The organism is Blautia fusiformis, assembly GCF_020686995.1.
In the GTDB taxonomy this organism is placed as follows: domain Bacteria; phylum Bacillota; class Clostridia; order Lachnospirales; family Lachnospiraceae; genus Blautia_A; species Blautia_A fusiformis.
The window spans coordinates 119390-132656 of the sequence record NZ_JAJEPT010000008.1; the positions used below are offsets into that span (position 1 = coordinate 119390).

Annotated in this window: 14 protein-coding genes and 1 pseudogene; 6 read left to right on the forward strand and 9 right to left on the reverse strand. The window is 39.0% G+C overall.

The features are described 5' to 3' along the window. Positions 1 to 37: 37 nt before the first annotated feature. On the reverse strand, positions 38 to 1027 hold the full coding sequence (locus tag LKD46_RS08735) for an RHS repeat-associated core domain-containing protein (RefSeq protein ID WP_227574025.1): 990 nt from the start codon (positions 1025 to 1027) through the stop codon (positions 38 to 40). Between LKD46_RS08735 and LKD46_RS08740 the strand changes: the two genes are divergently transcribed. Continuing rightward, positions 1026 to 1220: a helix-turn-helix domain-containing protein gene (locus LKD46_RS08740; protein ID WP_227574026.1), complete on the forward strand. Its 195-nt coding sequence runs from the start codon at positions 1026 to 1028 to the stop codon at positions 1218 to 1220. The genes LKD46_RS08735 and LKD46_RS08740 overlap by 2 nt on opposite strands. A gap of 142 nt (positions 1221 to 1362) precedes the next feature. On the opposite strand, the gene LKD46_RS08745 is transcribed toward LKD46_RS08740, so the two are convergent. Together LKD46_RS08745 and LKD46_RS08750 are read right to left on the reverse strand one after the other, a co-directional pair. Continuing rightward, entirely contained in the window at positions 1363 to 2709 is a 1347-nt protein-coding gene (locus tag LKD46_RS08745) for a sensor histidine kinase (RefSeq protein ID WP_110102837.1), read from the reverse strand. Then, positions 2706 to 3371 carry a response regulator transcription factor gene (locus tag LKD46_RS08750; RefSeq protein ID WP_158293301.1) on the reverse strand — a complete coding sequence of 222 codons (666 nt, stop codon included), beginning with the start codon at positions 3369 to 3371 and terminating at the stop codon, positions 2706 to 2708. The genes LKD46_RS08745 and LKD46_RS08750 overlap by 4 nt, the downstream gene beginning before the upstream one ends. Positions 3372 to 3580: 209 nt before the next feature. Between LKD46_RS08750 and LKD46_RS08755 the strand changes: the two genes are divergently transcribed. The 4 genes from LKD46_RS08755 (at position 3581) to LKD46_RS08770 (ending at position 8426) form a co-directional block, all read left to right on the forward strand. Beyond that, a complete protein-coding gene (locus LKD46_RS08755) occupies positions 3581 to 5071 on the forward strand; it encodes a YfcC family protein (RefSeq protein WP_110102839.1) in 1491 nt (496 codons plus the stop codon). A gap of 43 nt (positions 5072 to 5114) precedes the next feature. Continuing rightward, positions 5115 to 6236 (forward strand): NAD/NADP-dependent octopine/nopaline dehydrogenase family protein, encoded by a 1122-nt coding sequence (locus tag LKD46_RS08760; protein WP_110102840.1) that lies wholly within the window; start codon positions 5115 to 5117, stop codon positions 6234 to 6236. A 618-nt stretch (positions 6237 to 6854) separates the two neighbouring features. Further along, positions 6855 to 7946: an acyltransferase family protein gene (locus tag LKD46_RS08765; protein ID WP_110102842.1), complete on the forward strand. Its 1092-nt coding sequence runs from the start codon at positions 6855 to 6857 to the stop codon at positions 7944 to 7946. A 6-nt stretch (positions 7947 to 7952) separates the two neighbouring features. Then, entirely contained in the window at positions 7953 to 8426 is a 474-nt protein-coding gene (locus tag LKD46_RS08770) for a transporter (protein WP_110102843.1), read from the forward strand. A gap of 131 nt (positions 8427 to 8557) precedes the next feature. Here LKD46_RS08770 and LKD46_RS08775 read toward each other — a convergent pair whose 3' ends face one another. The 6 genes from LKD46_RS08775 to LKD46_RS08800 all read right to left on the reverse strand — a co-directional run bounded on the left by LKD46_RS08775 (position 8558) and on the right by LKD46_RS08800 (position 12604). Further along, entirely contained in the window at positions 8558 to 9565 is a 1008-nt protein-coding gene (locus LKD46_RS08775) for a calcium/sodium antiporter (protein WP_227574027.1), read from the reverse strand. A 341-nt stretch (positions 9566 to 9906) separates the two neighbouring features. Next, entirely contained in the window at positions 9907 to 10716 is an 810-nt protein-coding gene (locus LKD46_RS08780; protein WP_227574028.1) for a Cof-type HAD-IIB family hydrolase, read from the reverse strand. A gap of 14 nt (positions 10717 to 10730) precedes the next feature. Further along, complete coding sequence (locus LKD46_RS08785; RefSeq protein ID WP_021650258.1) at positions 10731 to 10961, reverse strand: hypothetical protein; 231 nt, start codon at positions 10959 to 10961, stop codon at positions 10731 to 10733. Between the two features lie 413 nt (positions 10962 to 11374). After that, positions 11375 to 11770, reverse strand: a complete 396-nt coding sequence (locus tag LKD46_RS08790; RefSeq protein WP_015543171.1) for a protein-export chaperone SecB — start codon at positions 11768 to 11770, stop codon at positions 11375 to 11377. A 10-nt stretch (positions 11771 to 11780) separates the two neighbouring features. Then, complete coding sequence (locus LKD46_RS08795; protein WP_005424066.1) at positions 11781 to 12017, reverse strand: hypothetical protein; 237 nt, start codon at positions 12015 to 12017, stop codon at positions 11781 to 11783. Further along, positions 12017 to 12604, reverse strand: a complete 588-nt coding sequence (locus LKD46_RS08800) for a poly(ADP-ribose) polymerase family protein (protein ID WP_138276609.1) — start codon at positions 12602 to 12604, stop codon at positions 12017 to 12019. Before LKD46_RS08800 ends, LKD46_RS08795 begins: the two co-directional genes overlap by 1 nt. A gap of 259 nt (positions 12605 to 12863) precedes the next feature. On the opposite strand from LKD46_RS08800, the pseudogene LKD46_RS16905 reads away from it, so the two are divergent. Beyond that, positions 12864 to 13077: pseudogene (locus LKD46_RS16905) on the forward strand (transposase zinc-binding domain-containing protein); the annotation flags it as partial. Positions 13078 to 13267: the final 190 nt, after the last annotated feature.

Below are 13267 nucleotides of genomic sequence, written 5' to 3' on the forward strand. Positions count from 1 at the left end.
CTATAATCCAATTGAATAGTAGCCTTTTTGCTAATTATTAAGCCATAAATTTTACAAAGGCAGGCATTGCCACCATTAATTCAGGTATAAGTAAGCACCCTAATGCCGCTGCCAGAACCATCCATGAAATTTCTACTGATATTTCAGTTGTTGTTTCACTTTTATCGGATGTAACTGTATAATCTGTTGCCACTATAAGAGACCCTTTATTGTTAAGACCCACACTACCTCCTATAGTTTTCTTTTTTCCTATACTTAAACTTTGGGTTAATGTCCCCTGACTAATAGAAGTGCCTGAGTGTACAACACCTACATCCATAGAATAACCCCATTCAAAACTCTTACCATTAACATGATTTGCATATACCGTTACCATTTCTGAGTTGTGAGAAGTATTACGCGTCGATATGGTCTGAGTAACTTTAACCACTCCATCTACTAAAACTTCATCTACTTTACTGGTCTGATAACTTTCTGTTCCAACAAATGTTGCAACATTTTCCCTTACAAAATTATATACCTTGGCAACCGCTTTCTTCGTTTTTTTCCATGTAGATTTTAAAAAATGCACTATCTTTTTAAAGAAAGTTCCCTCTGGATCTCTATTAGATACCGGATTATTTCCACAATAGCAGAATACATTGCACATTGTGCTGTTAAATCCGGAAATATACGAATCCGCACTGATAAACCTCCGGATCTCTGGATCATAATACCGGTTCTTCAGATAGTACATTCCGGTTTCTTCATCGTAGTAGTAGCCTCTGTAGCGGAACGGGTTTGTTTTTCCGATGGTGCTGGCTTTGCTGCCGGTGATGCTCAGGATTTTTCCCCAGCTGTTATATTTGTATTCTACTACAGTCTCTCCGGTGTCGTCAATCAGTGCAATGACATCATTCTGGAGATTTCTTACGTAAAAATAGTCTTTTCCTGACACTCGCATTGAAACGGGATTTGCTGCAGAATCATAGTAATACCAGATTCGGCGTCCCTCACCTTTTTCTGTTACCAGAAGATCTCCTGCCATGCAGTATTTAACATTTGAACAGCGTGTTAATATCGAGAAAGGTCTTACCGAGAACAAAAGCTTCGCAGAAATTGGAAGAATTACCGGTAAAGATCCCTTAACAGTATCTAAGAAAGTGCGCCTTCATGCACATATCAAAAAGCGTCCGGATTCGGGTTATACCAATCAAAAGAGATTGCAGATGGATGAATAAGCAGAATTAGAACGGCAGTACAAGATATTAAAACGGATACGAAGTGGACAACCAAGCATTAAGATCAAATAATTGATAAAAAGACGTGAACCATAGAAATGTGATTCACGTCTTTTAAAAGATACAGGTGTTTTGAACAATGTTAAGATTTGCCAGAATCAATGGAGCAACAACTTGATATTGACATAGGAATGGTTATGCGAAAAAGCGTTCCCTTTCGTGTTGATAAGAGTTCTATATCTCCCTGGTGTTGGAGAAGAATCGTTTTAGTGATAGAAAGACCAAGACCATTGGAGCCATTGTAGCCTTTTGCAAATGGCGTGAAGATTTGGTTTTTCAACTCGGGGCCGATAGATGCTCCGTCGTTATAAAATAATATGATAATTTGATCTTTCTGATTTTGGTAAGCCCTGATCGCTATTTGAGAATCTTTGTATTTAAGCTGATTTTCCAAAATGTTTTCCAGAACTACCCGTATTTTATGCCTGTCAGCAAAAATATTTAAATATGGATGGATGTGAAAATGTACATACTTTACCATGTGGATTTGTGTATGATAATCGGCAAAAATCGTATCAAACATATCAGACAAACTAAAAATTTCTTTTTGAATTTCTTTCGTACTAAGCGTTACATACTGTAATAGTGACGAAACCTTTTCTTTCATTCTGGTTGTTTGCTCTAGTATAATATTTAAAGAATCATCTAAAGTTCCTATCGGATAAATTTTTTCTTTAGCTGAAACGGCATAGCTTTCTATAATCATGATAGGAGATTTCATTTCGTGAGAAATATATTGAAGAGAACTTTTTTGCAACTGTTCTTTTTTTAAAAGTTTAATATGCATTTCATAAAAACTATTTTCAAGTGCATCTATAAGATTATTATTATTGCATGGCTTAACTGGTTCAGTGTTTAAAGCCAGATTTTCCAGTTTGTGTGCATATGCTTGAAGTTTTGCCAATTCAGAAGAAAATTGTCTTTCAATAAATCGAAAATAAAAATATAAAATAAATACAAGTAAAATAACAAATGCAGCTAAAGATCCCACAATATATGGGAATACTTCATGATAGAGATCTCTGATAACAGAGTATTTATAAAAAAATTCCCCATTTTTTGGCGTTAAAGAAATACAATAAATTAATTCTTTATTATCAATTTTTTCACGATAAAATTTTTCGATTTCCTGTTGGTTCAAAGCTTGCTGGTAAATATGATCTCTGGTCTCTTCGTTGTATGTAGCTTCCAAAACATCAATAGAATCTGTACTTACGCCCAAGAGCCATTCGTTTTTGATGCCCATTTCTGCGGCATATTTGAGATTTTCTTCATCAATTATGCGATCTTCAAAAATATGATTATAATGGTAAAATGACCAATAGTAGATGATGCAGAGAGAGGCAGCAGCAATTGCAAAAGCAAGAATAACAGAAATAATAAAAAAATTTTTGTAAAATCGTTGATTGATTGCTTCTTTTCTTATCATAATGTGCACCTGTATCCGAAACCGTAGATTGTTTCTAAGTGAAATTTTGGAAGTTTTCTACGGATATTTTTTATATGATTATCTACTACACGGTAATAGCCATAGTAACTTTCACCCCAAATATCTGTAAGAAGCTGATCTCGCGAAATGGCAACTGAAGGATGCATTACAAAATAAAGGATAATATCAAACTCCTTACTGGTAACAGGTATTTGAAGCTGTTGCTCAGTGCAGATCGTTCGTTTGGCCTCATCAAGGCTATACCCATTAAAGTTGATAAGTTTTTTGAGAGATATATTATTGTTTTTTAACAAATTAGAAACACGATAACAAAGTTCTGCTGGTAAAAAAGGTTTTGCTAAATAATCATCACACCCCATTTCAAATCCTAATACACGATCAATGCATTCCCCACGGGCAGAAATCAAGATAACGGGGATATTCCTATTTTTATCTTTAATCTTTCTCATCAATTCGGTGCCACTACCATCTGGAAGCATGATGTCAATAATATAAAGATCATACAATGAATACCAGTTTGCTTGCCTATAGATATCTTGTATGCAGTAATAGGGAGCAACTGAGTGACCATCGCGTTCCAAATAGGTTTTTAATACTTGATTTAATGCTTTTTCATCATCAATTAGACATATATTTGCCATATTCATCCCTCCTAATTTGTGTAGATATTTTATCATATTTTTATTTTATAAACATAAAAAAACACAATTTAACACAATTTATTAAAAATAAACAAAATATAAATAAAAAAAAACGAAATAGTATCATATTTGACACAAAATCAAATCGTATACTATGAGTACAGCAAGCAAAACTGCATAAATATCAAAAAAGATTGGGGGAGGGAACTATGAAAGATTCAGAGCAAAAAGTAAGAAAGAAAAAATTTGAAATGCCATCATCAATTTGTATTTTGATAATACTGACGATCGTGTTGGCAATTTTAACACATCTTATTCCTGCGGGCGAATATACTCGTGTGGATAATGTTCCGGTAGCGGGAACTTATATGCAGGTAGAATCGAATCCACAGGGAATTTGGGATATTTTGGCTGCACCAATGCAAGGATTCCGTGGTGCAATTGACATTATCTTATTTGTCTTCGTGTTAAGTGGATGTTTGGGAATTATAGGAAAGAGTAGATCACTTGATGCAGGTCTTATGTATGTGATCAATCGTTTAAATGGTCGAGAAAAACTAATGATTCCTATAGTAATGTTTATCGCATCCATTGGTGGAACAACGTTTGGATTTTCGGAAGAAACTATTCCATTTTATCCGATTCTTATTCCGATGTTTATTGCAATGGGCTATGATGCAGTGACTGCTTGTATGGTTTTATTCCTTGGATCTGGAGCGGGAATTGTTGGTGCGTTGATCAATCCTTTCTCGGTAGGAATAGGTTCTGATATTGCCGGAATTTCTCTTGCGGATGGTATGCTGATTCGAGTTGTTATTTATATAGCCACAGTAATCGCTTCTATTCTTTTTACTATGCATTATGCAGAGAAGGTTCGTAAAGATCCGACCAAATCGGTTGTTTATGATATACGCGATGAAATAGAATCACATATTCATAAATTAGGTACCGATGATATTCCTGAATTTACCAGACAAAGAAAAGCTATTTTAACAGTGTTTGCTTCTTCCTTTATCGTAATGATTTTAGCAATCATTCCATGGAGCAGTAAATTCAATATTTACGTATTTGATAATATTCACGAAAATCTTTGTCAAATTCCATTAGTGGGACGTCTCATTGGAAACATGCAGCCCTTGGGAGGCTGGGGAATGAAAGAACTCACTGTAATCTTTCTGCTTGCAGCTGTTATTATTGGCAAAATGTCTCATATGAAAGAAAAGGAAATGATTTCCCTGTTTGTTGGAGGCTGTCAAAATATTCTGGGAGTTGCCATTACTCTAGGCTGCGCGAAAGGTCTATCTGTCATTATGACAGATGGCTTGATTATGGATACAATTCTTCATTTTGGAGAAATCTTAATGAGTGGTGTTAGCAGAGTTGTATTCCCAGCTCTTGCATATATTGTATACATATTTTTGTCTTTTTTTATTCCATCATCATCAGGATTAGCAACGGCAACCATTCCCATTATTGGTTCATTAGGTGAATTTCTTGGTGTTGGTAAAGAATTTGCAGTCATGGTTTGTGCAGCTGGTTCTGAAACTATGAATCTTATTTCACCTACGCAGGCGGTTCTCATGGGGGCATTAGCAATTGCAGGAGTTCCTTTTCCACGTTGGGTAAAGGCAGTTCTTCCGTTCTTCTTTATTGTGATTGCAATTGTTAGTACTATCGTAACCATTGCAGTGCTTTTATAAAATTATATTAATATATTAAAAAGGAAAAGGAGATTATTGCATTATGAAAACAACGAAAAAAATCACAGTGATTGGTGCAGGAAATGGCGGAATGGCAATGGCATATAGTTTGGGCCAGATGGGGCATGATGTCTGTATTTATGATTCCCCTAATTTTCCGGCTCAGATTAATGCAGTTAATGAAACAGGGGGAATTGAGGCCGTTGCTGAACTACATGAATGTCCTATGTTAAATGCAGGATTCTCAAAAATTGCGTTGGCAACTACAGATATTAAGGCTGCTATGGAATTTTCAGATATCTTTATGATGGTTTGTCCTTCCTTTGCGCAGGAAATTATGTTCAATAGTATGATTCCATATTTAAGAGATGGCATGAAAATCTTTATTGTTCCTGGAAATTATGGTGGATTAATCTTGAACAAATGCCTTCAGAAATCAGAGAAAGCGGGTATGGACATCACATTTTTAGATACCATTAGCTTGCCTTGGGCAACGCGTTTAGCTCATGCTGGTGCTGTAGCTATTATGGGTGTAAAGGAATTTATGCCAATGAGCATATTCCCGAATAGTAAGAAAACTCCAGAATTGATGAATTTGGTTAATGAGGTATTCCCGATTCGACCGGAATTTTTATCAAATCCTATTGTGGCTGCTTTTGAAAATATCAATTTTGGTGCACATCCGGTATTGTCAATTTTGAACATGGGTCTGTGCGAGAACTTTGATGGTCAGTTCAATTTTTATGCGGATTGTTGCTCTACAGCGGTCGCAAAAGTTGAGGATGCATTGGATTTAGAACGTCTTGCAGTTGGAGATAGTTTACATATGCATTTGAGAACAGAGCTGGAAGCAAATAATGTTCTTTACGCATCGCATGCAAAATGTATTTATGACTTTAATCGTGAGTCGAGTGTTCATTCTAAAATAAAAAATGCACCTAACACATCAAAAGCTCGTTATATTACGGAAGATGTTCCATATTTGTTTGTTCCGTTTTGTGAGCTTGCAGATTTGTGCGGTGTAGATGTTCCGATTGCAAAGGCACTTGTAACAATAGCATCTTATTATAATGATGAAAATTATATGAAAACTGGAAGGACCCTGGCGAAGATGGGATTTAATCATTGGACAAAACAAGAGATTCTTGAGTTTTTAGAAGCATAAATCAGCCATGTTTTCCAAAGTTCCGTTTTTCGGATCAACGAAAAACTCCACAATGCAAAGCAGGGCCTTGCCCTAACAAGAAAAAAGCCAGGAAAACACCCCTGATATTAAAATCAGGGAAGTATTTCCTGGCTTTGAGTCTGGCTCTTACGCAATCTACAGTTGCCGGCCGGCTTCTCACTCAGTTTTTATGTGGTTTTCTTATCTCTTATGTGTTCTGTAATAAAAGATCTGCCTTCTGTATTGCTGTTCATTGCAATGTGCCAGCTGTATCTCCACCTCTTTTCTGCATCTGGGACATTTGATCCGGAGGATTCCGGAACAGTCACCTGTCAGATCGAACAATCTGCTGTTGGAGCAACTCGGGCAATGTACTCGTATTGCTTTTCTGTCGGGTGTTCTTTCTTCGATGTCCACCACTTCTCACGCTCCTCTTTTTTACGAATATATGTTCGTTTCTTATATTTTCCATTATACAAACTTATGTTTGCTTTTGCAATAGTAAATTTTCCTTCCGACAGCTTTCCAATCTCCCACGTTCATGCTATACTGAAATTATCTCTGTCTGCCCGTTTCAGTCATGGGGCAGACTTATTTTTTTCAGGAAAGGATTTATTTATGAAGCGTATCAAAAATATCGATCTGCTCCGTGCGGGGGCGATTCTCTACATTATGCTGTATCACTGCTACGTTCTGTCCGGGCAGCCATGGCAGTCGCATACAGCCATCCACACACTTCTGACTCTTGGAGGTGAAGTAGGAGTTACACTGTTTTTCCTGTTAAGCGGATATGGGATTTATCTTTCCCTTTCTTCTTCGGAGTCGCGAGGCTGTCTCCCCGGCTGGCGGGCTTTTATGAAAAAGCGCTGCATCCGCATTATGCCCCAGTATTATGTATGTATCACGGTCCTTCTGATCTTTATGTCCACGCAGATGTTCAGCAATGAGGGACTTCGGCATATCCTGGCGTATTATACTTTTACGGAAAACTTTTCCCCGGTGACACATGGTTCCATCAATGGTGCGCTGTGGACGATGGGCGTGATCTTTCAGTTTTATCTGATCGCCCCGTTCCTTTATAAGGCTGTCCGGAAAAACTGGCTCGCAGCTTCCATTGTGTCCATTGTTTTCACTGTTATCTGCCGGTTCGCAGTCGTCCGTTATCTCCACGCTTCCGGTGTTTCAGATACCTCTGTATATTTTGTATACGAGCGTCAGGTATTCTCTGCGCTGGATAATTTCGTGCTGGGAATGGCTGCGGCCGCTTTCTGGAAGCAGACCGGAGATCGTATGCAGGATTACCGGCTGAAGCTTGGACTTCCGGTTTCTATTGCAAGCGCCGCACTGATCCTGGTATGGATCTTTTATTATCACAGTCACGGGCTTTATGGCACTGCTCCCTCCGGTTATCCGGCCCATTCCATCCTGGCGGTCCTGCTCAGTATACTACTTGTGGGATTCTCCCTCCTGCCGGAAATGGATTTCAGATTTCTGCGTCCACTGTATTTCGTGGCACGAAACCAGTACGGGATCTATCTGTGGCATATGCCCATCATTATGATCCTGCAGGCCAATGCTCCATGGTTCAACACCATGAGCCAGCAGCGCTTCTGGCTGTTTTTGCCATGTATGGTTGTCATCACCTGCGTATTCGGCTATTTTGCAACCCGTTTTATCGATCATCCCGCTTCTGCGAAAAAGAAAGGATAACTTCCCATGAAAGACAGAACCGCAGTTAACCACAATATCCGCAAGCATTTTAATGAACTGATATACAACACAGCCCGTTACACAGAGATCGTGTTATCCATCGTGATCATTATCGTGATCGCACTGTCCGGACTCCGACTGATCCTTACAACTGCCGGTACCTCCGTCATGGATATGGACACCAGCTTTTTTACCAGTTTCCTGTCGCAGGCACTGTCCCTTGTAGTCGGTGTGGAGTTTGTAAAAATGCTCTGCCGCCATTCCGCTCAGACTGTTGTCGAAGTCCTGCTTTTTGCAACAGCAAGGCAGATGGTCGTGGAACATCTCGATCCTGTACAGACACTGATCGGGATCATCGGTATCGCCATTCTTTTTGCCGTCCGGAAATATCTGATGACGGACAGTGATGATATGACCCCACATCAGAAGAACGCTTCAGAAGAATCTTCAAAAAAAGCTTTCTCTTCTGAGTGTAAATGAGCATAATTACAGAAAAGCTCCAACTGTATCCCGATATTGATACAGTTGGAGCTTTTCTTATAAATTTTGCATTGGTATAAACTCTATACGATACTATTGTCCACATCGGACCAACTGCATGCCCACAGCAGCTATCTCCAGATAATATACCCTGCATAGATCAGGTACATACACACCATGGAAATTCCCTCTTTCCGGCTGATCCTCTGCTTTGTCGCCGCATAGATCCACACGATCAGCGAGAACACGATAAGTATGACAATATCAATAATATTTTCCCGAATCAGTGCCACCGGATTGATGGCAGATGCAACTCCGAGAACCATCAGAATATTGAAAATATTGGAGCCTACCGCATTTCCCACAGCCATATCCACTTCGTTCTTTCTGGCTGCAACCACGGAAGTCACCAGCTCCGGAAGGGAAGTTCCGATGGAAACAATGGTCAGTCCCACCAGTGTCTGGCTCATTCCAAGATCAATGGCAATGCGGCTGGCAGCATCCACGGTAAGATCTCCGCCAAAGGCAATGGCAAGTGCGCCTCCCACAATAAAAAGGATGCTCTTCGGCCAGGAAAGGATGCCGATTTCTCCTTCCAGTTCTTCCATTCCTTCCATGTCCACATTTTTTCCTGCTGCCCTGGCCTTCATGGCACTTCGGATCATTGCCACAATATAACCTGCAAAAAATCCCAGCAGGATCATTCCGTCCAGATGACCAAGTCTCATTCCAATCGTATCTCCTGCTGCCAGGATTCCAAGCCCCAGAAGAAGGAGCGCACAGATCATGGAAAACGGAATATCCCTCCGGATGGTTTCCTTCTGTACCAGGATCGGCGTCAGGATGGAACAGACTCCAACAACTACCATCAGATTAAAAATATTGGAACCTACCACATTGCTGACCGCAAGCTCATTGTTATTGACCAGTGACGCCGTAACGCTGACTGCGGTTTCCGGCAGTGATGTTCCCATTGCCACAATAGTAAGTCCTATGATGATCGGCGGCACCTTCAGCCTTTTTGCGATACTGGAGCTTCCTTCTACAAAGAAATCCGCACCCTTCATCAGGAAAGCAAAGCCGATCACAAGAAAGACTAACACAAGGATCAGCGGTGAACTGTTTACCAGATTTTCCATTTTTCTTCTCACTTTCTGTTTTTATTTCCCATAACCAGAAGATTCATTTGTCGCCTGCCCTGCTGAAAAAATTCTTTCCGGCATTCTTTTGTTACATAAAAAAGACCCATGTATACCCTGCTACAATAAAATATAACAGAGCATACATGAGTCTCATTCTTTAAGATTTGCCAGGTTTTTCAGAAAAAACCGAGTCTGTTGACAAATCACACTTACGTGCGAACTACTCCCTCATGGAATTGAAATTTTCGATTTTTTTCAATTTAACAGAATTGTTTTTAAAAGTCAACCCCTGTCCGGTGACTTTTCTTTACCGAAAGCACATATTTTATGTATCTTTATTATTTTCCGCTTTCAGAAACAATCCCCTTCAGAATCTGTAAGACTCCGTCTTCACTGTATGAAGGACATACTTCCCTGGCTGCTGCCTGCACTTCCGCTCTGGCATTGGCTACCGCATAGCTCCTTCCCGCTTTCTGAAGCATGGCGATATCGTTGAGGTTATCTCCAAATGTACAGGTTTCCTCCGGAGAAATTCCTAACTGTTGCTGGATAAATTCGACAGCTGTACTTTTTTCGCCCTCCGGCGGTGTACTGTCCATCCATTCTTTTCCGGCAGCCGCCAACGTTACCTTATCCCTCCATGCCGGTGTAAAATACGGGGCACAAAGCTCCTCGCACCGTTCCTGGTGATAGACAGAGAATTTCAGCACCTGTTTTCCCTGAAGAGAAGAAAGATCATCCACTTTTCTCATATCATAACCATAGGAATCCCGCAGCCACCGGAACATCCTTCCATTCTCATTCTCCGCATAGCAACACTCCGGTGTGGCAATAAAGCAGTCACATTCCGGCATTTTTTCTTTCACCATATGATGCATGCGTTTCCAAACCTCATCCGGAAGTGTATGTACCTTCAGGATCTTATCATTCTTCCGGATCACCGTACCGCCATCTGACACAAAATACACCAGATCCTTCACCGGCTCAAACAGCTTCCTCTCACTGTCATACTGCCGCCCGGAACACACCACAAAGGTGATTCCCAGCTCAGTCAGCTTCCGGATCACTGTCATATATTCCGGATTGATAGTCATGGTCCCGTCTTTTACAAGAGTTCCGTCTACGTCTGTTGCGATCAGTTTTATCATGTTGTTTTACTCCTCTACATCGGACAGCTTCTTTTTTCCTCTTTATCCATATCTCCACGGACATATCTGGCATTGAACTCCATATTGATCTCACGGATCTCTTTTTTTCCATCAATATAATCCTGATACATATCCGCAAGTCTCGCCATACAACCATCACAGTTTGCGGAGATATTTCCCAGAGATTCCTCTACGATCTGTTTACGTTCTTCTTTTGTTGTATCTTTGATCAGATATCCTGGCATTGTTTTTTCCTCCTGATAGATTCACCTGTATTTCAGGTGTTTTGTCCTTTCATTATTGTTCACTTTTTCTGTAAAAAAAACTGCTTGTATCAAACAAACAGCTTTACAAAAATTTTCCTTTTCTGTTTTTTTATTCTACTCTGGCCAAATGTCAGTGTCAACACAATTTACTTACTTTCACCTGATATCACTCCGTAAGATTAACAGTAATAAATAACACATGCACAAGTGCTTCATTTCTGATTATAAATATCTATAAATTTATGTAGCATGCAGTTTTCAGGTCAACAACTATATTTTTTATAAAAAAAGAAACGAGCACCCCACCCAGGCAATAGCCGTACGGTAACAAACCCGTTTCTTTCTTTTTTAAGAGTACTATAATCCATATACTGATGTCAACAGCATTTATGTTAATTTTTCTTTTGATCATTCAGCATCGCAACAATATTCATTGCCGGTAATAAAATAGGTGCCATTCCCGGCTGAGTTGTTATGGTAGAAATATAGCTTCTAATATATGGGAACAGAATAGCAATAGCATTTCTTTCAAGAATACTCATGTTTTCCTGCTGAGTATTGAATATTGCTCTTCCTTTTACCCAAACACATACTTTTTCATCTTGATCTGCAACTTTAGTTGTAAGAATAAGTTCAAACTTATCATCACCGATTTTATTCAGACTATGATCAACCTGAACTCCTAATTCCAGATCATCTAACGATCCATCTTTTTTTCTAAAGCTACTTTCTATAATTTCAATTTTGTCTAAAATAAGAGCACTTTCATATTTAGATCTGACTTCCATATTTTTTCTCCTAGCATGCAGTTGCGTAATCATCCATAAAATCAAACTCTGGCTTTACATTACTTGTATTAATGTTGTTATTCGAATAATCAAAATACTTCTGAGGCGGCGTCAAAATCTGTTTTACATCTTCCTCTGTAATTGCATGCACTCCCTCTGCATCTCTTATCATAGGAGTTTTAGCAGTTTTACTCAATTCAACATTATACTTCTCGCACAATGAAAAGAACAATTCTTTATCTAACATTAAATCACCTCTTCTTCTTCATTATATATTAGTTTTGTTGATTTAATACATTCTTTTTTTGAAACACAAATTTGACGTTCATTAAATCCAAGGCCTGTAATATTCACTATTTTCTTCTGTAATTCTTTATCCTTCTTGTTTCTTCGCATTGTATAACCTGCATAATCTTTCTGAAATGTTCTGGTAATAACAGCGATATTCTTTTTTTGCTTATAATAATCAAAGAAAAGAGCACGAAAATTTTTATCATCAAATACAGGCATATTTCCAGAACAATTTTTTTTAATTTCATCTATGCATTGGATAATCTCAGCGAAAAATGCATCCAGTTGTTTATTATCATCCAAATCCAATACTTCTTCATCCGGTGCTTCTATAGTCGCCCTAAAAATCACTCTTCCAAAATCGTTATTATGTAAAACAGCTGTTGCAGACCACCATAATGCTTTCTCATAATCGTCAAAAAAATATACTCCCTGTCCCAACCAATGATCAGCACGATAGTTACATTTCGCAGGATCAAATCCATTGCTTTCTATACTGTCTTTGTGTTTTGAACAGGTTCCATGATATCCTATTTCATTCATTCTTTACTCTCTTTTGGATTTTTATCAACGTCACTTTTTAAGTAACTCAATTTCAGATTTTATTCAATACAGATATGATTATATATTTTACCACGCTCAAGCAAGCTCTGCAATCTCATTTCCATACAATAACAATAGAAGAATTTTTTTATCACTTTTACTTTTTCAAAATCACTTTCCTTTTATCTCTCTTCAAGCCACTGGTCAATGTTCCCAAAATGTACCGCCTGCAGGTTATCTACATCAACCAGTTGCGGGAAGCTGTTTCTGCCCTACCTGCGGAAACAAGTATTCCATGGAACGCACTACTTCCATGTCTTTTAAACTTGTTAATGTCTAGCACCGCCATTGTGTTTTTACTATTGATAAAAACCTTCGTGACTTTTTTCTTGAAGACCGTACTCTGCTCGACTGCCTCTTTCACTGTTACCAGTGTCGTCTCACGTATGTTCTTCAAAATGAATAAGTCTAAATGATGACGAACTTGATGACGATTTTGGAGAGGAAGGCTTTTATATCTTCTAATCCAAGAAGCGTCTTGTCGTTGTGCCCGCCTCCGTGCGGGCATTTTTTTATTTAGGAGAACGCCGCAGGCTGTCTTTCCTATAAAAGAAACGTGCGCCGCCAGGCGCACGACGCAGATATCGCTCAGGCACTGGACGC